Genomic DNA, 21,652 nt, shown 5'->3' on the forward strand with positions numbered 1-21,652 from the left:
GCCTTTTCAGCAATTATTCTTTTACAGGAACAACCGCTCCTTTATATTCTTTATTAATAAAGTCTTCGATTTCTTTAGAATGCAATACTTCTACAAGCTCTTTAATCTCTTTTTTATCTTTATCACCTTTACGAACAGCTACTATGTTTGCGTACGGTGAATCATCACCTTCAATTGCAATTGCATCTTTTTCTGGGTTTAATTTCGCATCAATTGCATAGTTAGAGTTAATTAAAACAGCATCGCCTTCCTTATTGTTATACACTTGTGGTAGTAAACCCGGCTCGATATCTGTTTTAAATTTTAAGTTTTTCGGATTATCTGCAATATCTTTTGGAGTTGCATTAACTGGCTCTACTCCGTCTTTAATTTTTAAAATGCCTTCTTTTTGTAAAATTGCTAAACCACGTCCATGGTCAGTAACGGAATTACTCATAATGATTGTCGCCCCGTCTGGAAGTTCTTTTAGGCTCTTATACTTTTGAGAGTATACACCAATTGGTTCTAAATGAATTTTCCCCGCTATTTCAAAATCATATTTTTTATCTTTAATTTCTTTTTCTAAATACGGAATGTGCTGGAAGTAGTTTGCATCTAAATCTTTATCCGCTAACGATTTATTTGGTAATACGTAGTCTTGGAATTTTTTAATTTCTAACTCGATTCCTTTTTTCTCAAGTAACGGTTTTGCCTTTTCTAAAATTTCAGCGTGCGGTACGTTAGAAGCACCAACAACGAGTTTCTTTTCATCTTTATCTTTCCCGCCACAAGCAGCTAAACCAAAAATTGAAGTTGAAATAAGTGCCGTAAGTAATAATTTTTTCATTTGAAACATCCTCCCGTTTTTATTATCGTTTATCTATTCGAGTCGTTAAACTATCACCAATCCACTGAATTAAAAATACAACTAGTAATACACAAATTGTCGCAACGATTGTTACATCGTTATTTCCCCTTTGGAATCCTTCTAAGTAAGCAAGTGTTCCAAGGCCACCAGCACCAACAACTCCCGCCATTGCTGTATAGCCTACTAAAGCAATTGTTGTAACCGTAATACCAGATACTAATGCTGGTAACGATTCTGGAATCAATACTTTTAAAATAATTGTGCTTGTTTTTGCTCCCATTGCTTTTGAAGCTTCAATTACACCTTTATCAATTTCGCGAAGTGCGATTTCAACCATTCTCGCGTAGAATGGTGCCGCCCCAATAATTAAAGCTGGCAGCGCTGCACTTGCTCCAAGAATTGTTCCAAGAAGAATCTTTGTGAATGGGATTAATAAAATAATTAAAATGATGAACGGTATAGAACGGAATATATTTACGAATGCTCCAATCACCGTATTAATTGATTTGTTTTCCCATAAATTATCTTTCGCTGTCATGAAAAGTAACAATCCTAAAATTAGTCCTAAAACAAATGTCGCAAGAGCTGCGATTGCCGTCATATATAACGTTTCACCAGTTGCTTCTAACATTTGATTCCAATCAACATTTGCGAGTAACTTATCCATGTGCAATCACCTCCAGCTCTACTTGATCTTGATGAATTCCTTCTATTGCTTGCTGGATCGCTGTTTCCTCACCATTTAAATGAACAACTAAACTACCGTAAGAACCGTTATTCGTTTGTGCGATATTCCCTTGCAAAATGCTAACTTCTATATCACTGCGTTGCATCAATCGTTGAAGCACTGGTCTTTCTACAGCCTCACCGATAAACTGCAAACGAATCACTTTTCCATCTGGATATTTTTCAATTAAACTTTCAATCGTTTCATTTGTATCTTCAGAATCTGTTAACTGCTGTACAAATCGTTTCGTAATATCTTGCTTCGGATTACGGAATACATCAAGTACTGGACCCGTTTCTACAATCTTTCCTCTCTCCATTACCGCCACTCGATTACAAATCTTTCGAATTACGTGCATCTCATGTGTAATGAGTACAATTGTTAAACCAAGGCGCTTATTAATGTCTAATAGTAAATCCAAAATTTGATCTGTCGTTTCTGGATCAAGAGCTGACGTTGCTTCATCACATAAAAGTACTTGTGGGTTGTTAGCTAATGCTCTTGCAATCCCAACGCGTTGTTTTTGTCCCCCGCTCAGCTGAGATGGGTACGCGTCTCCTCTTCCTTCTAATCCAACAAGATGAATTAATTCATCAACACGTTTTCTTCTCTTCGTTTTATCAACACCTGCAATTTCAAGTGGAAACTCTATATTTTCACGTACAGTTCGTGACCAAAGTAAGTTGAAGTGCTGAAAAATCATTCCGATTTCTTGCCTTGCCTTACGAAGTTCACTTCCTGTAATTGCTGATATGACACGATTCGCAATTGTAATTTGGCCAGAAGTCGGTTTCTCTAACTGATTAAACAATCTAATTAAAGAACTTTTCCCAGCGCCGCTATATCCGATAACACCAAATATTTCGCCTTTTTCTATTTTTAAATTGGCGTTATCTACAGCAGTGACATCACCGCTTTTCGCCTTATATATTTTCCTTACATTCTCTAATAGAATCATGATGTTCACCCCTTTTTTGTTTAGGTCGACTCCGCAATTTTTTATTTTTAATGCGTGTAGTCCACTGTTATCATTACTTTTATTATTTGAATGTCCTCCACATTCAAACAATAAAAAAACCTTTCTGCTTTAGAGAAGCAGAAAGGTTTATATGCGTATATAACAACATTATCCCTCTCTCTCATCTCTCAAAGCATTCGCTTTGCAGGAATTGGCACCATTTCAACATAAGTTGACGGTTGCCGGGCTTCACAGGGCACAGTCCCTCCACCTCTCTTGATAAGAGAAATCAGATTCAATTTTCGTCTGATTTGAAATTTATGAAATTGTCTATATTTTATGACTTGAATTGTATCAATATACACTTACCATGTCAACATAAATTTTCGTAAAAAATGAAACTTCAGAATTTTAAGCGCCTACTGACATCGGTTTACATATATGAAACATCGATTCCACTAATAACATCGTTTGGTACGTTCCCGAATATTGTACACGCCCATCGTTCATTAACATTTGCAATCGTACATTTCCATTCACCAATTGCTCTATATCTTTTTCATCTAAGCAAATGATTTGTTCCGTTCCTCTTTCCTCTTGTAGCAGCTCTATATAATCTCTTGAAATTTGTAACGAACAACTTTCATCTCTAAAGCGGAAATTAACAGTTTTCTCCTCTCGTCTTAAAAGCGGCTCTAAATGATATTGACCATTAGCGTAATTTACAAATGATTGAAGCAAAGAATATAATTTCACCCTAAATCACATCCTTCATATCACTTTCTATTACATACCATTCCCTCTCAATAAAGAGCAATCCTGTTATTTTCGCTCGACAAATACTGTATCCATCCTGCATCTCGACATATTTCCCAAGAAATATGTCGAGGCGGCAAAAATTTTGCCGCCTACTTTAATTCCGTATATAAATATTCAACCGAATGAAATGCATATATCTTCTTCATCAGTGTCCCATTTTCAAAAACAAGTAAACAAGGTACACTTTCAATCCCATACTCTTTCGCTAAATGCGGAGCATAATTTAAATCTAACATCCCAATTTTGAGGCCTTCAATTGTCATCTCAACGACTGTTAACATCTTTTTTGCTAATTGGCATGTTCCACACATTGGAGTATATACATATAACACTGTTTTTTCTTCATTCTCTATTAGGGCTGTAGCTTCGGCTCCTGTCCAATCGATCACTTCTATCATTCCTTACCGTAAATATTCTGTATAAACGTCAATGTCGGCTCCCCATAATACATTTGCTAAGTGTGTAGATGGCGCAGTTGCCACTTCTCGGTACGAGCGATCAATATAGATATGCTCGGCTTGCGGAAATTCTTTTCGAAATTGTTTCCTTAACTTTTCTCCAGCATCATCAGCATCCACTAGCACATACACTTCCTTATCAAAAAACTGATCAACGAGCTCATCCATTTTCGACAAACCAATTGTACCATTTGTACAAACAATTTCCACTGGTTCACGAATAATAGATTCAATCTTTCTTCTATCTGATGTACCTTCTACAATAATGACTTTTTCCACATAAATCATATGTCATCACCCGATCACCATATACTATACAACCTTGAACTTAGTATATAGTATATTCGTTATTTTCATGTTGTTTCCTGTTTATTTTTGCAAAAGAAAAGCGAAACCGACTGTTTAGCCCTGTTGGCTAAGGTTCTTCCGTACAGAAGACGCTTTTTGTCTTCTCGTGCGGAAGGTTCTTAGACATGAAGGGCTAGGAGTTGGAGCTAGACAATGAAAAGCGCAAGCGGCTCATTTAGATTGTGAGGGGGATGGAGCTTCTGACGTAGAGGCGCTTTTTGCCTTGTAGGAAGAAGCGAAGCCACCGAACAATCTAGTCGCTGGAGCTAGACAACGAAAAACAAAAACGGCTAGACCTGCATAAAGATTAAACGAAAAAGTTTTTTCAAAAAACGTTCTCCTACACGATAATTAGTATATGATTCTACATTCATTATTTTACACAAAATAAAAAAGGACAGCACAAAGGCTGTCCTTTAGTCGACTATAATTAGTCTTGGTTTGTCATTTCTGCATATTTTTCTGCAGTTAATAACTTCTCAACTTGGCTTGCATCAGAAAGTTCAACTTTAACCATCCATGCACCCTCGTATGGAGATTCGTTAACAAGTTCTGGTTGGTCACTTAATTCTTCGTTTACTGCTACAACTTTACCGCTTACAGGTGCGTATAACTCAGAAACTGTTTTAACAGATTCTACGCTTCCGAATGGCTCGTCAGCTTCGATTGTTGCACCTACTTCAGGAAGTTCAACGAATACGATATCACCTAGCTCACCTTGTGCAAAGTGAGTGATACCGATAACAACTTCATTACCTTCAGTTTTTACCCATTCGTGTTCTTCAGAGTAACGTAAATTATTTGGAATGCTCATGACTGTACCTCCAGTGAATGTATTAATTATGTAAAAATACCTTATTGGTACTTTTTCCACACACTTTCAAACTGCTCTTCGTTAAAACCAAGTGTTACATTCGTTCCATCTGTTACAATTGGACGTTTGATCAACATGCCATCAGATGCTAAAAGCTCATACATTTCGTCTTCGCTTGCATCTTTCAACTTATCTTTCAGACCAAGTTCACGGTAACGCATTCCACTTGTATTAAAGAATTTTTTTAATGGTAATTCACTTTTTTCATGTAAATTACGTAAATCTTCTTTTGATGGTGGATTTTCAACAATATGAATCATCTCATATGCTACATCGTTTGCCTCAAACCATTTCTTTGCCTTTTGACATGTGCCACACTTTGGATATGAATAAAATGTTACTGTCATAAATTCACCTACTTTTTTACTAACCTTTACCTTTATCATATAGAAAACGTTTTATTATTTCAAACCATTATTCGCTAAACTTTTACTTATTTCGTGATAATTTTTAATAATCCTGCGAATTTTTCTTATTTTTCCGCCATTTGTTAAGAAAAAAATAAATATATAAATTTTTTTAGATTCTGCACCAAACATATATCTTAAACAAGCGTTTGATTAATTTCTTATTTTTCTTTGTTAGCCTTTGAACTACATGAGTTTCTTTCTACCGAACATACAGCTTAAACAAACGTTTGATTAATTCTCCATTTTTCTTTCTTAACCTTTGAGCTGCATCGGTTTCTTCCTACCGAACATACAGCTTAAACAAACGTTTGATTAATTTCTTATTTTTCTTTCTTAACCTTTGAACTACATGAGTTTCTTTCTACCGAACATACAGCTTAAACAAACGTTTATTTTTAAAAAATAAGAAGCCTTTTTTACAGGCTCCTTCATCATCGATTTAAGTAATCCGAAATGGTTTGAAATACTACTATATACATATTATGAATATTTCGATCGGAAACAGTATCATTATATAATCCCATACCCCAATATTGACCTTCAGGGTTCCCCATATTTACAAACCCTTGCGTATACGTCATCGTTTTATCCTTTGGGGTATTATCATAATCTAAATCCTTGTTAGTAAAAATTAAATACGGTCTATCTTGCAAACCTATAAAAAATACCGGCTTCTTTAACGATAAAAATAAGTCCGTATACTGCTCCTTTGATGCCTCTTTAAAGTATTCTTTCATAACGAAAAAACCATCAACTTTTGCTGATTTCTCCTGCATTTCTTCTAACTTTATACTTTCAAACTTTACATTCCTAAACGTATCTTTCGGCTTTTCTCCAACAACTCCAATTACGAGTGCTCTTCCGTTATATTCTAATTTTTCTCCTTCGTTATTCTTTGCACACCCAGCACCTACTAGGCATAACAATATAAAAACTAAAAAATATGATAAACGCTTCATTTAGCACCCTCCCCCTTCTTTTTAGTCAAGTGACAAAAACGTAAGGTTAATTCAAGAAAATGTAAGTAAAATCGATAGCCCAATTCACGTTTCTATATTATAATCAATTGAATTTACTTACATTACTAAACATAGGAGATCAACATGAAGAAATTTAAACTTTCATCTTTTCTTCCGTTAAGTTATATACTTCTACTCGTACTCGTAAGTCCCCTTTACGACGTATTAAATAAATCGACTGTTCACGCAGTAGACGTTACAACTGTAGTAGATGATTGGATTCCATTTGTAAAAGCATTTATTATTCCTTATTTACTTTGGTTTCCATACTTATACGGCGCACTTATTTATTACTGCTTCGCTGACCGAAAGCAATATTATGTCACTTTAAGTAGTGTTATTTTTGGAAAGCTTGCTTGTTTTTCTATTTATTATTTTTGGCAAACAACTGTACCGCGTCCGACTGTCGTTGGAACAGATGTATTTTCTGAACTAGTTCGCTATATTTATAGTATCGACCAGCCAGTAAACTGTTTCCCTAGCATTCACGTTCTTACTACATTTGTAATTATGTTAGCTGCCTTTAAGCGTAGAGAACAACATGCTTTTGAATATTACATCCTTACTTTCTTCGGTACACTTATTATTTTATCAACGCTATTTACGAAGCAACATGCCCTTGTAGATGCCGTTTCTGGAATGACACTTGCAAGCATACTTTACTTCGGCGTTCAACTCTTATTGGCCAAAGAACCAATAAGAGTTCCAGTAAAACAAAATCATAGAATGTAACATGACAAAAAAGCAGACTGTGGCTTCTCAGTCTGCTTTTATCTATTATTAAGGAGATTTTCAATTTAAGATTGCGGTACAGTCATATCACCAGAATGAATACGACCTGCTTTTTTAAGAGCAATGTAAAGTATATAAGAAACAGCTACTGGAATGACGATATAAGTAATTACCATCGCCGGGAGAACTTCCCATCCTTCGCTGGAAATTAAATTAATTGGTGCGATAAGAGAACTTAATCCAAGACCTGCAATTTCTTTTCCTGCTTCCAGTTGGAAAATTAATGCGGATACCGGACCAACTATAGCACTGGCGACGACAGTTGGGACGAGAATCATTGGATTTTTAGTGATATTTGGCAACTGTACTTTCGGAGTACAAAGAGCTTGAGCTAATATGCCACCTAAATTGTTTTCTTTTGCTGAGATGACAGAGAATCCGATAAACTGAGCGACGCATCCGGCCAGAGCTGCACCACCTGCAACACCGTCTAAGCTAAGTGCGATCGCTAACGCAGCTGATGAAGCTGGAGAGATAAGTAATAGTCCCCAAACTACTGCAATGACGATAGAAGCGATAAACGGGCTACCAGCTGAGCTATCTTTAATGAACGCTCCAACTGCATTTAAAACAGGAGTAATATTATGAGATAACCAAATACCAACTAAACCAGAACCTAATATGGCCGCAAATGGAACGAGCATCATATCTAAAGCAGTTTTTCCGCTTAAACGTTTACCAATATATACAGCTAAAGTTGCTGTTAATAAAGCACCGATTGGCTCACCTGTTTTAATAATTAGACCAGCTTCAGTAATTGAAATGGATCCGGCACCAATTGCTCCAGCCACCATAGCCGAGAAGATTACAAGACCATTTGCACCGAGCATAAAAGCAATTCCAGCACCAATGGCTGGTGCCATAAGTGATTTTGCAACAACTCCAATTGTAATAAGCAACGGAATATCAACAATTCTTCCTATATTTTCGATTAGTAAACCAATTCCGAGGGATACGAAAATACCTTGTGCGATTCCAGCAGATGCTTTAAATACACGAGACATTATATATTCCTTCATTTGTTTCACCTTCTTCTATAAGTTAGTAACCAATTGTTTTCATATAATCACGTAAAATATCGTTTGATTTTGCGAATCGAGATTCTTCATCCTCTGTTAAATTGAGTTCTACAACTTCTCTTATACCGTCTCTAGTAATAATAGCTGGTACTCCTGTACAAATATCGTATTCACCGTACTCACCATCTAAAATGGCTGATACAGCAATGACACGGTGATCATCGTTAAAGATTGAACTCGCAATATACGCTAGAGAGTTTCCGATTCCGTAATAAGTAGTTCCTTTACGTTTATAAATTTCCCAGCCAGCTTTTGCAGTTTTCTCAACAATTTCATCTAAATTTATTTCTCCAAATCGTTCTTTTTGTTCTTCTAAAATTTGCAGAATTGGCTTTCCACCAACAGTTACATGAGACCAAGCAACCATTTGAGAATCACCATGTTCTCCTAATGAATACCCATGAATACTACGAGGGTCTACATGTAGCATTTCAGATAAAATTGTTCTTAAGCGAGAAGAATCTAGTGATGTACCAGTACCGATTACGCGATTTCTAGGTAATCCAGATAATTTCCAAACTTGATATGTAATAATATCAACTGGGTTCGATGCAAGTAAGAAAATACCATCAAATCCACTTTCCATTACGCCACCAACAACACTTTCCATAATCTTCGCACTCGCTCCTAAAGTATCTAAGCGACTTTGCCCTGGTTTTGGTGCTGGTCCTGCTGTAATAATGACAATGTCCATATCTTTGCAGTCTTCATAGTTTCCTGCATATACTTTTGTTCTTGTATTTGTAAAGTTAATGCAATGTGATAAATCCATTGCTTCCCCAACTGCACGTTCATGATTTATATCAATTAATAATAGCTCTTCGCAAATACCTTGATTCACAATAGAATACGCACAACTTGATCCAACTAATCCAGTACCGATAATTGCAATTTTTCTTGTATGTCTTTTCATAGCAATCTCTCCTAATTGATCATATAATCTATTTCTTTTGCTCTTTACACTCCTAATTATAGAGGTTCTCACGATAGAAACCATGGATACTTTGTGAAATATTGAACAAAGTTTTTGTCCTTTTTGTGAATTGTTATATTCCATTTTCGTCATATTTGTTACAACTGGAAAAATATTTATTATGTATTTATTGACATATACAAAAAGAAAACGAGCGAATAAATTCGCTCGTTTTCTTTTCACTATTGTTCCGCACTTAATTGACTTTTTAATTGCTGTACAATCATTGGATTAGCAGGTGCTGCCGGTTTGTAATAACTCTTTTGCTTTGCGTACTCATACATATTACGTTGGCGCGCCTCGTCTTGATTACGAATTTGAATTAACGTTTGATGTAACTGTTCATTATCAGACTGAGCAATATAATTTGCATAGCTTGTTAAACTTGCATTCAATCCTGCTAAATAATCATTTACCATATCTTTTTCATTCATCTTTCTCTTCCTCCTATCCTAGGAAAGTCAGTAATTGCTGTTTTGTATTTCGTGCATCTTGCGCATCTTTTTGTAGCATTTGTTTCAGTTGTGGATCTGTACACGTCTGTGCATACTGCTCCAACTTGTTAATAATTGTTGCGTGTCCACCAATTAAATGACGTAAGTTTTCTACTTCAAGCTCTGTTAAGTTTTGCATATAACATACCCGCCTTTCTTTGTTCATTCATCATTAGTATTTGGTTCTTTTTGGATTGTATTCATCAACTTTTCGCACATATAAACAAAATAAAAGATGAATAGCTAGGCCATTCATCTTTTATGCTAAATATTCATTCAATTTTATAAAGAAACAATCATACTTATACTCACAAGTAGGTTCCATACAATATGTAAAATAATGCTAGGTAAAATAGATTGTGTTTTCTTATATAACATAGCAAATACAATCCCCATAATCATTGCCGTAACTGGAAAACCACCATGAAGAATCCCAAAGATAAAGGAAGAAATAATGATACCAACTAGAAAACTATATTTCTTTTCAAAAAATCGATACAAAATACCTCTATATAAAATTTCTTCTTTAATTGGTGTAATTATAGCAACACTTAACACATATATAATACTTTGTAGACTATTTTGAAGTCCTAAGCTCCCTAATTGATCTCGTTGCTGCTCTGCACTTTCAAAGCTAAACAACTCTAACATTACATACTGAGTTAATGCAATGATGATAAAACCTATTAATAAATACAAGTAGGTTTTCCCATTTTTTAAAATAGATACATCCCATATGTTCTTAATAAAATGAAGCACTGGTTTATACGCAAATAAAACAATAGTAACAACAGCTGCATCAAATAGAAGTAAATAATATCCCTCTAAATTAGCACGTAATACCTCTTCTCCAAAAATCCCAAGGGCTAAAGCAAGGAATAATCCCCCTAAGAGTGAGAACCCTAGAATGCTTGCAATCGTTACAACTAGATTTTTATATGTTATGTTATCTACTTCTCTTTCTGCATTATACGCGTCTAATACTGTTTTTCTCATACTATTCCTCCATTTGTTTTCATTACCTTAACAAAAACCCTTTAATACAAATATATAGATAATATAACAAATTTTTCAAAAAGAATAATATGCAATTTTACATATCATGAAAGCTTTGTATTATATAGTTTTTGGAATTAGATTACTATAGAATAATTATTAGATGAAATTCCAAAAATTTCTTATCTATCCACCATAACCCTCGCATCATATAAAACTTATTAGTTAAAGGAGCAATGAACATGAAAACACATGACTTCCTTACAGAAATCCAGAAGGGCTCTGAGCCTAGTCCATATCAAGATCCTATTGCTTTTATTTTCGTTTGCCTTTCCGTAGCTATATACACATTTTTCAAACCTGCTAAATAATATCATGTAATGAGAAAAAGCCTACCGCTCTTTTCGAATTATATGCACTAAAAAACCTTAGAATCACTTCTAAGGTTTTTGTTTGCCTCGCTTCTTATTCACGTAACCCTTTAATAAACGTTTCCAACAATACATGTAAACTTATATCTAAATCTAACGGCAAACCAAATCCGCCCTGCTGTTCAATCGAAGCAAATCCATGACAAATACTTCTGAATCCGCGTGTCGCATGAAGTGCATTCTCTCCTTCTAAGCCATACTGTTGTAAAACCTGAAGACAAAGCTTTACAATTCCGTCACCTGCTTTTCTTACTTCTTCATCTCGTAAAAAAGTTGCTTCATATAGTCCAGGATGTTTTCGGACAAATGCTACATATGCTTCTCCTAATGCATGAATTGCTTCATCCATCTGTTTATCCTCGGCTGCTTCTTCCAGTTTGTTATGCAGCTGTTGTATTCCGTAAATACCAAGATTTTTCCGTACATCTTGTAACCCTTTTACATGATTATATAGTGAGGGCGAACGTATCCCTAATCTTTGCGCTAATGAAGCTAACGTTACTTCTTGTATTCCATTTGTATCTGCAATTTCTGCAGCTGTTTCTACAATTTTCTGTAATGTAAGTCCGATTCTAGGTGACATAAATTAACCCTCTTTCTTACTTTCTATATTCCGCTTCGCTTCCTGAATAGCAAGCTCTATGACAGCCCCTGGATCCTTTATCATTTTTCCGTGCCCTGCCGCAAGCAAGGAAGGTTCATATTCGCTTAGCTTCTGTGCACTTTGTAATGATATTTCTTTGCTCCACGTTGCCATCGCTGGAAACGGAAACCAAAATTTCATTTGTCCCGAAACAGCCATACCTCCTCTTGTTTGAAATGCATCCCCAACAATAAGAGCTTTATTTCGTACATCAAGAAACGACATGGAGCCCGGCGTATGTCCCGGTGTCATAATCGCAAGAAGCGATCCAACTCGGTCGCCATCTTCCAATAAAACATCAGGTACCGTTTTTATCTTTTTAGGTACACCGCCTTTTATTGGCGTATTTGGTTCATCCTTTTGTAACGTCGTATCTCCTTCTAACAGCTTTGCGTCCCGCTTAGAAATGTAGACTGGAACATGAGGAAGTACTTCCTTTAATGCGTCTAATGCACCGATGTGATCATCATGCGCATGTGTTAATACAATATTCGTAATTGGTTTTCCTATTTTCTCAGCCGCCTGTAAAATTCCTTTTGCGCTATATGGCAAAGCAGCATCAATTAAAGTTAAACCATCCTCTTCCTCCACAAAGTAACAATTCACAGGAAACGCTCTTGGCAAAAATGACAATTGATATACCGTTTTTTCATGCATCATTCTCATATTCCCATCTCCCTCTCCACGAAAACTAATACCATTAGTTTTATTATACTAATGGTATTAGTTTTATACCACTAAAAATTTCATTTTTTCAGAAAAAAGAACAGTAGCCGTATAAACGACTACTGTTCTTTAAAGATATTAAACTGTGTAACGCTCATCTTCTAAAATTTTCGCAGCGATTTCACGTTTCTTCGGAATTACGTTAAGTGGTGTGTGGCGAGTTAATTTACGTAATGATGATAACATCATGCGCAGCATGTCGCCGTTTTCAACTGCGATAAGTGTTTCTTTCGCATCTGCTTCGATTTCGTTAAATGCTTCTTGGCAGAATACTTCAGTGTATAACACTTTTTGTTTATTCTTTTCAAGACCAGTTGTTTTGATTGCTTTTTCTGTACGAAGAACAGCTGATTCCATTGCGTATAGATTGCTTACAATGTCAGCGATATTCACAAGAATTTCTTGCTCTTTATCTAATGCTTTACCGTATTTTTGAGCAGCTAATCCAGCTACCATTAAGCCGATTTTCTTCGCGTTAGTTACTAAATATTTTTGAAGTGCTAATGGCTCATCGCCTACTTCTTCTGGCATCATCATCATTAACTCTTCTTGTAATTTTTGTGCTTTTTGAAGAAGTGGTAATTCACCTTTCATCGCTTTACGTAAGAACGTACCTGGTACGATTAGGCGATTAATTTCGTTCGTTCCTTCGAAAATACGGTTAATACGAGAATCACGGTACATTCTTTCAATCTCGTACTCTGCCATAAACCCGTAACCACCGTGAATTTGAACACCTTCATCTACTGTATAGTCTAATACTTCAGAACCGAATACTTTGTTTAAAGAGCACTCGATTGCATATTCAGCGATAGAAGCTGCTACTGCTTTACCGTCTTTTACTTCTTCTTCAGATAATGTGCTCATGCGGCTTTCGAATAAACCTACTGTACGATATACAGAACTTTCAGCTGCATATGTTTTTGCTGCCATATTCGCAAGTTTCTCTTGAATTAATGGGAAGCGAGCGATTGGTTGCTTGAACTGTTGACGTTGGTTTGCATATTGTGCTGAAATTTCTACTGCACGTTTTGCAGATCCAACTGTACCAACACCTAATTTATAACGACCGATATTTAAAATGTTGAATGCGATAATATGACCTTTACCGATTTCACCAAGTAGGTTTTCTTTCGGTACTAACGCATCTTCTAAAATTAACGTACGAGTTGAAGAACATTTAATACCCATTTTCTTCTCTTCAGGGCTTGTAGATACACCAGCGTATTCTTTCTCTACGATAAATGCTGAGAAATGCTCTCCATCAATTTTTGCATATACAACGAATACGTCAGCGAATGCAGAGTTTGTAATCCACTGTTTTTCACCGTTTAATACATAATGTGTACCTTCTGCATTTAAACGTGCAGTTGTTTTTGCGCCTAATGCGTCAGATCCTGAACCTGGCTCAGTTAATGCGTATGCAGCTAATTTTTCACCAGTTGCAAGTAATGGTAAATACTTTTTCTTTTGCTCTTCGTTACCGAATAATACGATTGGTAAAGATCCGATACCTACGTGAGCACCGTGAGTGATTGCAAAGCCGCCAGCGCGAGAGAATTTCTCTGCGATTAACGCTGAGCTTACTTTATCAAGACCAATCCCACCGTACTCTTCTGGTACGTCAGCGCCTAATAAACCAAGCTCCCCAGCTTCTTTTAAAAGACGAACTGAACGATCAAATTCATGTTGCTCTAAATATTCAAGCTCTGGAAGAACTTCATTTACGATAAAGTCCTCTGTCGTTTTTGCAATCATTTTATGCTCAGATGAAAAATCTTCTGGCGTAAACACTTGATCAATCGTAATCTCATCAACTAAAAAGCTACCGCCTTTAACCGCATTTCCTACTGTTTTTTCCATGAAAATTTCCTCCTTCATATTTTCATGAGCAGCTTCTCTCTTTTTGAAAGAAGCTGGCTCTCCCGTTTATTTTTTATAAACCTTTGTTGCTTCCATTCTTTGCTTTAGCGTCGTCTCGTTCTGAGCGAACTGCTTGCACTTTTTTTATAATCCAGTTCCAGTGGCTAGAACAGTCGGTCGTTTCACCCCTTCCTGTGAGGCAAAAAGCGCCTCTTCGTCAGGGCTTCCAACGCCCTCCTGTTCTGAGCGAGCCACCTGCACTTTTTTTATAATCCAGTTCCAGCGGCTAGAATGTTCGGTGGCTTCGCTTCTTCCTACGAGGTAAAGAGCGCCTCTACGTCTGAAGCTCCATCCCCCTCACATTCTGAACAAGCCGCTTCCACTTTTTTTATAGTAATTCAAACACTCCCGCTGCTCCCATTCCGCCGCCAATACACATTGTTACGATACCGAATTGTTCGTTGCGGCGTTTCATTTCGTGAATAAGAGATAGTGTTAGTTTTGCTCCTGTACAGCCAAGTGGATGTCCAAGTGCGATTGCACCACCGTTTACGTTTACTTTTTCTTCATCTAAACCAAGTTCACGAATAACTTGGATCGATTGAGAAGCAAATGCTTCGTTTAGTTCGAATAAGCCAATATCAGATAGCTCTAAGCCAGCTAGTTTTAACGCTTTTGGAATTGCAGCGATTGGGCCGATTCCCATTACTTCTGGTGGTACGCCAGCTACTGCAAATGAACGGAATTTCGCAAGTGGCTTCATGCCATCGCTCACTGCTTTTTCACGATCCATTAATAGTACAGATGCTGCACCGTCACTCATTTGTGAAGAGTTACCAGCTGTTACAGAACCGCGAACGTTAAATGCTGGACGTAATTTCCCTAAAATGTCTAGCGTCGTCTCTGCTCTTACACCTTCATCTTGTGCGAAAATGATTGTTTCTTCTTGCAGTTTATTGTTTGAGCCAACCGAGCGTAACGTCACATCTACAGATACTGTTTCATCAGCAAAGTTTCCTGCCGCTAATGCTTTGGCAGCACGTTGATGACTTCTTACTGCAAATGCATCTTGCTCTTCACGAGAAATTCCATATTTCACAGCAACTTGCTCTGCTGTATGTCCCATACCCATATAATATTCCGGAGCCGCTTCTACAAGGCGACTATTCGGACGAACAACGTGTCCCATCATTGGAACTAAACTCATTGATTCCGCTCCGCCTGATAATACAGCTTCAGAGTGACCAAGCATAATGCGCTCTGCTCCGTAAGCGATACTTTGTAAACCAGAAGAACAGTAACGGTTAATTGTAATAGCTGGAACATCGTAAGAAAGTCCTGCTAGTCCGCCGATATTACGAGCCATATTTAAACCTTGTTCTGCTTCTGGCATCGCACAACCGAAAATTAAATCATCGATTGGTCCTTCATAATTTGCACGCTTTAACGTTTCCTTTACTACTAACGCCCCTAGATCGTCAGGACGAACTGTTTTTAATGAACCCCTCTTTGCTTTTCCAATTGGTGTTCTTGCTCCCGCAACAATGACAGCTTCTCTCATGAACGATATCTCCCCTCGTTATTAGTTACGTAATGGCTTTCCTTTTACAAGCATGTGCTGCATTCTTGCTTGTGATTTCATCTCACTTACTAAGCTAATAAATGCTTCACGTTCTACATCTAATAAATACTGCTCATCAACTTCTGTTCCGTACGGCACTTTTCCGCCCGCAATGACATATGCAAGTTTCTTCGCAATGTGAAGATCATGTTCAGAAATGTAACCTGATAAATGCATTGCTTCTGCACCAAGTACAAGAGTTGCATATCCTGTTTCACCAACAACTGGTATCTTTTTACGAATCGGTGCTTTATAGCCCGCTTCATATAAAGCAAGTGCTTTCTGTTTCGCATCATATAGTAAGTGATCACCATTCACACTAATACCGTCTTTATCGCCTAAGAAGTTGTTCGATACAGCTTCTTGTGCTGATGTAGAAACTTTCGCCATCGCTACAGATTCGAACACTTTATTCGCAACTTTTTGCAGATCAAACTCTACACCGTTTGGCATTTTATTTAAGTGTTTAATGTATAGCTCTTTATTACCGCCTCCGCCAGGGATTAAGCCAACACCAACTTCTACTAAGCCCATATACGTTTCACTAGAAGCTTGAATGCTAGCTGCTGGTAAGCAAACTTCTGTACCTCCGCCAAGCGTCATACCGTATGGTGCTGCTACAACTGGCTTAGAAGAGTACTTAATTTTCGTCATTGCATCTTGGAAGTTTTTCACAACCAACTCAATTTCAAAGTAATTGTCGTCTTGTGCTTCCATTAAGATCATTGCTAGGTTCGCACCAACGCAGAAGTTCTTCGATTGGTTACCGATAACAAGACCTTTATAATTCTTTTCTACTTCATCAACAGCGTAGTTAATCATTTGCGTAATATCCATACCGATTGCATTGCTCTTCGAATGGAACTCTAAGCAAAGGATGCCGTCGCCTAAATCAATTAAGCTCGCTCCGCTATTTTTCTTTAATACACCATTTTTCGCTTTTAATTGCTTAAGAGAAATTGCTTTTTTATTACGCTCGATTAGCTTATATTCGCCATTATCGTAATAGTAGCTATCGCCGTTATCATGTTTATAGAAAGTAGTGAAACCTTTCTCTAACATTTCTTTCACCCAAGTAGGAACGACTACGCCGTTTTCTTCCATCTTTTGAACAGATTTTTCAACGCCGATTGCATCCCAAACTTCAAACGGCCCTTGCTCCCAGCCGAAGCCCCACTTCATCGCTTGGTCAATTGCAACGATATCGTCAGCAATTTCTTTATGAAGTTTTGCAGAGTATAAAAGAGTTGGTGTAATGATGTTCCATAATAACTCTCCTGCGCGGTCTTTTGCGTATACAAGCGCTTTCAATTTATTCGCTAATCCTTTTTCTTGTTTACTTAACTCTACGGATGCAGCTTTTAATTTTTTACGCGCTTCATATTCCATCGTTTCAGGATTTAGTTCTAAAATTTCTTTTCCTTGTTTTAAGAAGAAGCCTTGACCTGTTTTGCTTCCAAGCCATTTTTTATCAAGCATGTCATGCATGAAAGCTGGTACTTTAAATACATCACGCTCTTCTTCTTGTACGTTTTCATATACGTTATTTGCAACGTGTACGAATGTATCTAAACCAACAACATCTAATGTACGGAACGTTGCACTCTTCGGACGACCAATTAATGGACCTGTTACAGAATCAACTTCCCCAATGCTGTAGCCCCGTTTTATCATCTCTTGAAGAGTTACTAATAAACCGTACGTACCGATGCGGTTTCCAATAAAGTTTGGTGTGTCTTTTGCGATAACAACGCCTTTTCCAAGAACGTCTTCGCCAAATAGTTTCATGAAGCTTAATACTTGTGGATCTGTTTCTTTCGTCGGTATTACCTCTAGAAGTTTTAAATATCGTGGTGGGTTAAAAAAGTGTGTGCCTAAGAAGTGTTTCTGGAAGTCGTCTGAACGACCTTCTGCCATTTTTTCAACTGAAATACCTGACGTATTCGAGCTTACAATAGAACCTGGTTTACGAACAGCGTCTACTTTTTCAAATAATTTCTTTTTAATATCTAAGTTTTCAACTACTACTTCAATAATCCAATCTACATCAGCAAGAAGCTCAAGATCATCTTCTAAGTTACCTGCTTCAATCAGTGCTAGATTTCCTTTCACTGTCAGAGGAGCTGGTTTTTGCTTCAATAGTTTCTGTACAGCCGTATTACTAAAACGATTTCTCACACTTTTATGTTCTAATGTAAGTCCCTTCGCTTCCTCTTCTTTCGTAAGCGCAGGTGGTACAATATCAAGCAATAATGTCGGAATACCAATATTAGCTAAGTGTGCCGCAATTCCCGAACCCATTACGCCTGAACCTAGAACAGCAGCCTTTTTAATTTGGAACATCCAATTCTCCCCCTATTCTTGAATGAATGCTCATTCAATTTTTCGACATAAGTCGCAATCAATGAGTGAGCCTCTACTAATAAATATATGATACTGTTTAAATTTTCGCAATATATTTATTGATAAAATTTTCTGAAATAAATATTTTTCTTTCATTTGGCTATGCTATACATGTGTATTTTCTTTGTTTAAATGCACTTTTCCTTTTTATAATCTGACGAAACTGGAGGAATATATATGGCAAAACTTAAGAAGAACCCTTCAAAGGCTGGAATTAGTGCAGCTAGTGTAACTGGAAACGCAGGTCCACATAATCACGGTGTTGAAAAAGGACGCCAAGGTAATAACCAACAATATAAGAAGCATAATATGGGCGAAAAATAACGCTATATTTTTGGGCAGAGAACGTGGCATAATGATTAATGGCTGCTTTTTCTGCCCAATTTATTTGTACATATGGAAAACAAAAGAGGGAACGATGATGAAACGAACAATAGTTATGATTGTAATGATTGCTACACTATTTACAGGGATGATTTTCTTCTCTTATGCACAAAGGCAACAAGCTGTAAGAGCTGATCAACCTAACATTACTGGGCAATATGGGGTTACAATCGATGCAAACACAGGTGAAATTTTATATGGGAAACGCGAAGACGAACGTTCTTATCCGGCTAGTATAGCCAAAATGATGACAACCCTTCTTTTACTAGAGAATGTAAAAGAAGATGAAGAAATTACGGTTACAGAAAATGCAATTAAAACAGAAAGTCAAAGCAAGAAAATTAAACTTCGTGCTGGAGAAAAATTAAAGCGTGATGAGGCATTAAAACTTATGCTTATCATTAGTGCAGATCCAATAGCTGAATCAATTGCAGAACATATCGCAGGATCAAAAAATGAATTTGTGAAAATGATGAATGCTAGAGCAAAGGAACTTGGTACAAAGCATGCAACTTTCAAGAACGCAAGTGGTGCTGATGCAATTGGGAATAAAGTATCACCATATGACATTGCTATTATTACGAAAGAAGCATTAAAGTATCCAGTTGTTTTAGAATATATGAATTCAACACGTACAACTCTACATACTTCAGAACGCTCTCCAAACATCGCAAACTATGGACGAGAAGAACTATATGACGATCCATATGCGATTGGAAGTAAAAGCGGTCTATCAGCACTTGGCAAATATACAGTCGTAACAGTGGATGAAAAAGACGGTAAACGTGTCATTAATGTTGTATTATCTTCTACCCGCAAGCAACTGTATCCTGATACGAAGAAAATGGCACATTACGCATTTCAGCAATTAAAATAACCAAGGAGTATTTACTCCTTGGTTATTTTTTAACCATACCTTTTAATACGAACGCAACGTTTGCTGGACGCTCTGCTAGACGACGCATGAAGTAGCCATACCAGTCGTTTCCATAAGGTACGTAAACACGCATTTTGTAACCTTCTTTTACTAGCTCAAGTTGACGCTCATTACGAATACCATATAACATTTGGAATTCAAATTGATCCCTTGGAATGTTGTGTTCTTCGGCAAGTTTTTTTGTATATTCAATAATCGCTTCGTCATGTGAAGCAATTGCAGTATAATTCCCATTTAATAAGTGCATTTTAATAATTTTTTTATAATTGTCATCTACATCTTTCTTGTCTGGGAATGCCACTTCTTCAGGTTCTTTATAAGCACCTTTTACAAGACGTAAATTAGGATTATAAGCATTTAAATCTTCAATATCTTTTTCTGTACGATATAGGTAAGCTTGAATAACAGTACCAATATTATCGTATTCAGATTTTAATTGTTTAAAGATATCAATTGTTTTCCCGCAGCGTGTATAGTCTTCCATATCAATTGTAACGAACACACCATTTTCTTTTGCCGCTTCTAAAATACGGCGCATATTGTTCATTACGATTTCATCAGAGATATCTAATCCCATAGAAGTCATCTTTAAAGAAAGCTGCGAATCAAGACCTTCTCTTCCAATTGCACGGATCGCTTCAATCGATTGGTTAGCCATTTCATTTGCTTCCGCTTCATTATCAACGAATTCACCTAAATAATCGATTGTTACACAAAGTCCTTGCTTATTTAATGCCTGAATGGCAGCTGTCGCTAATTCAATCGTCTCCCCTGCGACGAAGCGACCTGCACCAAAGCGTAAACCGTACTTTTTAGCCAGTTTTGTTAGCGCTTTATTTTTAGATAAGAAAAGAAACGAATTTCGCATTAATTGTTCCATGTAATTCACCCCTATGACTGTAATTTATCTGTTTTTTACCCCTCTTCAAAATTATATCATTGTTTAAAATTATTGGATACAAATAATTATTTAGATAATTTGTAAAATACTATAAAAACATTTAAAAACCTATATTCTCGCATGTAAATATGAAGGGAATATTTTTCGACATTTAGAAAAAACGGGTTTACTAGGGCAAAAATAGGCATACCGAAAATATTCGACATGCCTATAAAACCCTTAATATTCCATGTAAATTATATAAGGATATTAATAAAGAAAACTTGAGGTAACATTCACCTCAAGTTTTCTCACTGCTCATTTCGCTTCTCTTCATTCAGCCTTTTAATATCCGTAATTAACTGCACCATCTCTTCTTTCGCATCTGGATATGTCTCATTCCAATGCTTCACTAAAGCTGGCATCGTCTTCGCTATGTAAGAATAAAGTGCCCACTTCTGCACCTGTTCTTTTCTCTCTTCATTGCTCTCTCCAAGTAATAATTCCGTGTATTTCTCTAACAACCCGTCAAATTGTTCATTAAACTTTTCACTCATCTTATTTACCTCCTATATGAAAAAAGCAGCGAAGATCGCTGCTTTTTCTTATAATTTTGATCGAACAGAGTTTAATTTCTTCTCCATTGTGCTTACTTTATCACGACGATCATCAATACGAATTGTTGTTGCAACACGCTGTGCACCTTTCGTATAAGGCACTTCATGCATTTGTTGAATTACTTCTAGAATGACAGGAAGATCTCCTTCAATAATTGTATTCATCGGTGTTAATTGATACTTCACGCGATCCGCATTTTTCTCTAGCACCTTTTGTACTTCTGCTACATATTCACTAACACTTGGATTACCTGTTCCTACTGGAATAATCGATACATCAACAATTGCCATAGTAGTCTTCCTCCTATAATCGTTTCTTATATATCCATTGTCTATTTTACCGAAATCCTCAT

The 21,652-nt window shown here is 36.7% G+C and carries 25 protein-coding genes and 1 riboswitch; of the genes, 3 read left to right on the forward strand and 22 right to left on the reverse strand.

The genetic code is table 11. The features are described from left to right. Positions 1–13: 13 nt before the first annotated feature. The 9 genes from metQ to OXT04_RS22175 form a co-directional block, all read right to left on the reverse strand. Positions 14–826, reverse strand: a complete 813-nt coding sequence (metQ, locus tag OXT04_RS22135) for a methionine ABC transporter substrate-binding lipoprotein MetQ (protein WP_000735080.1) — start codon at positions 824–826, stop codon at positions 14–16. Between the two features lie 22 nt (positions 827–848). After that, positions 849–1,514, reverse strand: a complete 666-nt coding sequence (locus tag OXT04_RS22140) for a methionine ABC transporter permease (protein WP_000359401.1) — start codon at positions 1,512–1,514, stop codon at positions 849–851. Further along, on the reverse strand, positions 1,507–2,532 hold the full coding sequence (locus OXT04_RS22145; protein ID WP_000601791.1) for a methionine ABC transporter ATP-binding protein: 1,026 nt from the start codon (positions 2,530–2,532) through the stop codon (positions 1,507–1,509). The genes OXT04_RS22140 and OXT04_RS22145 overlap by 8 nt, the downstream gene beginning before the upstream one ends. A gap of 178 nt (positions 2,533–2,710) precedes the next feature. After that, positions 2,711–2,818, reverse strand: a riboswitch (SAM riboswitch). A 125-nt stretch (positions 2,819–2,943) separates the two neighbouring features. Then, positions 2,944–3,288, reverse strand: a complete 345-nt coding sequence (locus OXT04_RS22150; protein ID WP_000781229.1) for a hypothetical protein — start codon at positions 3,286–3,288, stop codon at positions 2,944–2,946. A gap of 152 nt (positions 3,289–3,440) precedes the next feature. Then, the gene (locus tag OXT04_RS22155) at positions 3,441–3,749 is read right to left on the reverse strand and encodes a thioredoxin family protein (RefSeq protein ID WP_002025020.1); all 309 of its coding nucleotides are present in this window, start codon (positions 3,747–3,749) and stop codon (positions 3,441–3,443) included. 3 nt (positions 3,750–3,752) lie between these two features. Continuing rightward, entirely contained in the window at positions 3,753–4,097 is a 345-nt protein-coding gene (locus tag OXT04_RS22160; protein WP_000640870.1) for a toprim domain-containing protein, read from the reverse strand. Positions 4,098–4,587: 490 nt separating this feature from the next. Further along, a complete protein-coding gene (gcvH, locus tag OXT04_RS22165; RefSeq protein ID WP_000026896.1) occupies positions 4,588–4,971 on the reverse strand; it encodes a glycine cleavage system protein GcvH in 384 nt (127 codons plus the stop codon). Positions 4,972–5,012: 41 nt separating this feature from the next. After that, a complete protein-coding gene (locus tag OXT04_RS22170; RefSeq protein WP_000218968.1) occupies positions 5,013–5,378 on the reverse strand; it encodes an arsenate reductase family protein in 366 nt (121 codons plus the stop codon). A gap of 494 nt (positions 5,379–5,872) precedes the next feature. Continuing rightward, entirely contained in the window at positions 5,873–6,400 is a 528-nt protein-coding gene (locus OXT04_RS22175) for a hypothetical protein (protein ID WP_098365883.1), read from the reverse strand. A gap of 144 nt (positions 6,401–6,544) precedes the next feature. Between OXT04_RS22175 and OXT04_RS22180 the strand changes: the two genes are divergently transcribed. Next, a complete protein-coding gene (locus OXT04_RS22180; RefSeq protein WP_098365882.1) occupies positions 6,545–7,192 on the forward strand; it encodes a phosphatase PAP2 family protein in 648 nt (215 codons plus the stop codon). Positions 7,193–7,257: 65 nt separating this feature from the next. Here OXT04_RS22180 and OXT04_RS22185 read toward each other — a convergent pair whose 3' ends face one another. The 10 genes from OXT04_RS22185 to OXT04_RS22230 form a co-directional block, all read right to left on the reverse strand. After that, positions 7,258–8,271: a PTS sugar transporter subunit IIC gene (locus tag OXT04_RS22185; RefSeq protein WP_000666168.1), complete on the reverse strand. Its 1,014-nt coding sequence runs from the start codon at positions 8,269–8,271 to the stop codon at positions 7,258–7,260. Positions 8,272–8,293: 22 nt separating this feature from the next. Then, the gene (locus OXT04_RS22190) at positions 8,294–9,244 is read right to left on the reverse strand and encodes an L-lactate dehydrogenase (protein WP_000820647.1); all 951 of its coding nucleotides are present in this window, start codon (positions 9,242–9,244) and stop codon (positions 8,294–8,296) included. Positions 9,245–9,486: 242 nt separating this feature from the next. Next, on the reverse strand, positions 9,487–9,738 hold the full coding sequence (locus OXT04_RS22195; RefSeq protein WP_001002982.1) for a spore coat protein: 252 nt from the start codon (positions 9,736–9,738) through the stop codon (positions 9,487–9,489). A 13-nt stretch (positions 9,739–9,751) separates the two neighbouring features. Continuing rightward, complete coding sequence (locus OXT04_RS22200) at positions 9,752–9,937, reverse strand: hypothetical protein (RefSeq protein ID WP_001180554.1); 186 nt, start codon at positions 9,935–9,937, stop codon at positions 9,752–9,754. A gap of 143 nt (positions 9,938–10,080) precedes the next feature. Continuing rightward, positions 10,081–10,794 (reverse strand): CPBP family intramembrane glutamic endopeptidase, encoded by a 714-nt coding sequence (locus tag OXT04_RS22205; RefSeq protein WP_001232991.1) that lies wholly within the window; start codon positions 10,792–10,794, stop codon positions 10,081–10,083. A 465-nt stretch (positions 10,795–11,259) separates the two neighbouring features. Next, the gene (locus tag OXT04_RS22210) at positions 11,260–11,808 is read right to left on the reverse strand and encodes a TetR/AcrR family transcriptional regulator (RefSeq protein WP_016099154.1); all 549 of its coding nucleotides are present in this window, start codon (positions 11,806–11,808) and stop codon (positions 11,260–11,262) included. A 3-nt stretch (positions 11,809–11,811) separates the two neighbouring features. Continuing rightward, complete coding sequence (locus OXT04_RS22215) at positions 11,812–12,534, reverse strand: MBL fold metallo-hydrolase (RefSeq protein ID WP_001242581.1); 723 nt, start codon at positions 12,532–12,534, stop codon at positions 11,812–11,814. Between the two features lie 138 nt (positions 12,535–12,672). Further along, the gene (locus OXT04_RS22220; protein ID WP_000416293.1) at positions 12,673–14,457 is read right to left on the reverse strand and encodes an acyl-CoA dehydrogenase family protein; all 1,785 of its coding nucleotides are present in this window, start codon (positions 14,455–14,457) and stop codon (positions 12,673–12,675) included. Positions 14,458–14,845: 388 nt separating this feature from the next. Further along, positions 14,846–16,018 carry an acetyl-CoA C-acetyltransferase gene (locus OXT04_RS22225; RefSeq protein ID WP_001206331.1) on the reverse strand — a complete coding sequence of 391 codons (1,173 nt, stop codon included), beginning with the start codon at positions 16,016–16,018 and terminating at the stop codon, positions 14,846–14,848. Between the two features lie 21 nt (positions 16,019–16,039). Further along, entirely contained in the window at positions 16,040–18,421 is a 2,382-nt protein-coding gene (locus OXT04_RS22230) for a 3-hydroxyacyl-CoA dehydrogenase/enoyl-CoA hydratase family protein (RefSeq protein WP_000486359.1), read from the reverse strand. 237 nt (positions 18,422–18,658) lie between these two features. Between OXT04_RS22230 and OXT04_RS22235 the strand changes: the two genes are divergently transcribed. Continuing rightward, positions 18,659–18,805 carry a YuzL family protein gene (locus OXT04_RS22235; RefSeq protein WP_001096344.1) on the forward strand — a complete coding sequence of 49 codons (147 nt, stop codon included), beginning with the start codon at positions 18,659–18,661 and terminating at the stop codon, positions 18,803–18,805. 97 nt (positions 18,806–18,902) lie between these two features. Beyond that, a complete protein-coding gene (locus OXT04_RS22240) occupies positions 18,903–19,742 on the forward strand; it encodes a D-alanyl-D-alanine carboxypeptidase family protein (protein ID WP_000831466.1) in 840 nt (279 codons plus the stop codon). A gap of 22 nt (positions 19,743–19,764) precedes the next feature. Here the strand turns inward: OXT04_RS22240 and OXT04_RS22245 are convergent, their stop codons facing one another. The 3 genes from OXT04_RS22245 to OXT04_RS22255 all read right to left on the reverse strand — a co-directional run bounded on the left by OXT04_RS22245 (position 19,765) and on the right by OXT04_RS22255 (position 21,590). After that, on the reverse strand, positions 19,765–20,682 hold the full coding sequence (locus OXT04_RS22245) for a proline dehydrogenase family protein (RefSeq protein ID WP_000436780.1): 918 nt from the start codon (positions 20,680–20,682) through the stop codon (positions 19,765–19,767). 311 nt (positions 20,683–20,993) lie between these two features. Then, positions 20,994–21,239: a YusU family protein gene (locus OXT04_RS22250; protein WP_001290594.1), complete on the reverse strand. Its 246-nt coding sequence runs from the start codon at positions 21,237–21,239 to the stop codon at positions 20,994–20,996. 48 nt (positions 21,240–21,287) lie between these two features. After that, a complete protein-coding gene (locus OXT04_RS22255) occupies positions 21,288–21,590 on the reverse strand; it encodes an MTH1187 family thiamine-binding protein (RefSeq protein WP_001018860.1) in 303 nt (100 codons plus the stop codon). Positions 21,591–21,652: the final 62 nt, after the last annotated feature.

This window comes from Bacillus sp. GC_Bacil_1 (assembly GCF_026540675.1).
In the GTDB taxonomy this organism is placed as follows: domain Bacteria; phylum Bacillota; class Bacilli; order Bacillales; family Bacillaceae_G; genus Bacillus_A; species Bacillus_A cereus.

Excerpts from the sequence above, each read along its gene's own strand:
- OXT04_RS22220 (WP_000416293.1), bottom strand. The coding sequence starts at position 14,457 with ATGGAAAAAACAGTAGGAAATGCGGTTAAAGGCGGTAGCTTTTTAGTT.
- OXT04_RS22160 (WP_000640870.1), bottom strand. The coding sequence starts at position 4,097 with ATGATTTATGTGGAAAAAGTCATTATTGTAGAAGGTACATCAGATAGA.
- OXT04_RS22245 (WP_000436780.1), bottom strand. The coding sequence starts at position 20,682 with ATGGAACAATTAATGCGAAATTCGTTTCTTTTCTTATCTAAAAATAAA.
- OXT04_RS22195 (WP_001002982.1), bottom strand. The coding sequence starts at position 9,738 with ATGAATGAAAAAGATATGGTAAATGATTATTTAGCAGGATTGAATGCA.
- OXT04_RS22155 (WP_002025020.1), bottom strand. The coding sequence starts at position 3,749 with ATGATAGAAGTGATCGATTGGACAGGAGCCGAAGCTACAGCCCTAATA.
- gcvH (WP_000026896.1), bottom strand. The coding sequence starts at position 4,971 with ATGAGCATTCCAAATAATTTACGTTACTCTGAAGAACACGAATGGGTA.
- OXT04_RS22205 (WP_001232991.1), bottom strand. The coding sequence starts at position 10,794 with ATGAGAAAAACAGTATTAGACGCGTATAATGCAGAAAGAGAAGTAGAT.
- OXT04_RS22235 (WP_001096344.1), top strand. The coding sequence starts at position 18,659 with ATGGCAAAACTTAAGAAGAACCCTTCAAAGGCTGGAATTAGTGCAGCT.
- OXT04_RS22255 (WP_001018860.1), bottom strand. The coding sequence starts at position 21,590 with ATGGCAATTGTTGATGTATCGATTATTCCAGTAGGAACAGGTAATCCA.
- OXT04_RS22190 (WP_000820647.1), bottom strand. The coding sequence starts at position 9,244 with ATGAAAAGACATACAAGAAAAATTGCAATTATCGGTACTGGATTAGTT.
- OXT04_RS22225 (WP_001206331.1), bottom strand. The coding sequence starts at position 16,018 with ATGAGAGAAGCTGTCATTGTTGCGGGAGCAAGAACACCAATTGGAAAA.
- OXT04_RS22180 (WP_098365882.1), top strand. The coding sequence starts at position 6,545 with ATGAAGAAATTTAAACTTTCATCTTTTCTTCCGTTAAGTTATATACTT.
- OXT04_RS22140 (WP_000359401.1), bottom strand. The coding sequence starts at position 1,514 with ATGGATAAGTTACTCGCAAATGTTGATTGGAATCAAATGTTAGAAGCA.
- OXT04_RS22185 (WP_000666168.1), bottom strand. The coding sequence starts at position 8,271 with ATGAAGGAATATATAATGTCTCGTGTATTTAAAGCATCTGCTGGAATC.
- OXT04_RS22230 (WP_000486359.1), bottom strand. The coding sequence starts at position 18,421 with ATGTTCCAAATTAAAAAGGCTGCTGTTCTAGGTTCAGGCGTAATGGGT.
- OXT04_RS22200 (WP_001180554.1), bottom strand. The coding sequence starts at position 9,937 with ATGCAAAACTTAACAGAGCTTGAAGTAGAAAACTTACGTCATTTAATT.
- OXT04_RS22215 (WP_001242581.1), bottom strand. The coding sequence starts at position 12,534 with ATGAGAATGATGCATGAAAAAACGGTATATCAATTGTCATTTTTGCCA.
- OXT04_RS22240 (WP_000831466.1), top strand. The coding sequence starts at position 18,903 with ATGAAACGAACAATAGTTATGATTGTAATGATTGCTACACTATTTACA.
- metQ (WP_000735080.1), bottom strand. The coding sequence starts at position 826 with ATGAAAAAATTATTACTTACGGCACTTATTTCAACTTCAATTTTTGGT.
- OXT04_RS22145 (WP_000601791.1), bottom strand. The coding sequence starts at position 2,532 with ATGATTCTATTAGAGAATGTAAGGAAAATATATAAGGCGAAAAGCGGT.
- OXT04_RS22210 (WP_016099154.1), bottom strand. The coding sequence starts at position 11,808 with ATGTCACCTAGAATCGGACTTACATTACAGAAAATTGTAGAAACAGCT.
- OXT04_RS22175 (WP_098365883.1), bottom strand. The coding sequence starts at position 6,400 with ATGAAGCGTTTATCATATTTTTTAGTTTTTATATTGTTATGCCTAGTA.
- OXT04_RS22250 (WP_001290594.1), bottom strand. The coding sequence starts at position 21,239 with ATGAGTGAAAAGTTTAATGAACAATTTGACGGGTTGTTAGAGAAATAC.
- OXT04_RS22170 (WP_000218968.1), bottom strand. The coding sequence starts at position 5,378 with ATGACAGTAACATTTTATTCATATCCAAAGTGTGGCACATGTCAAAAG.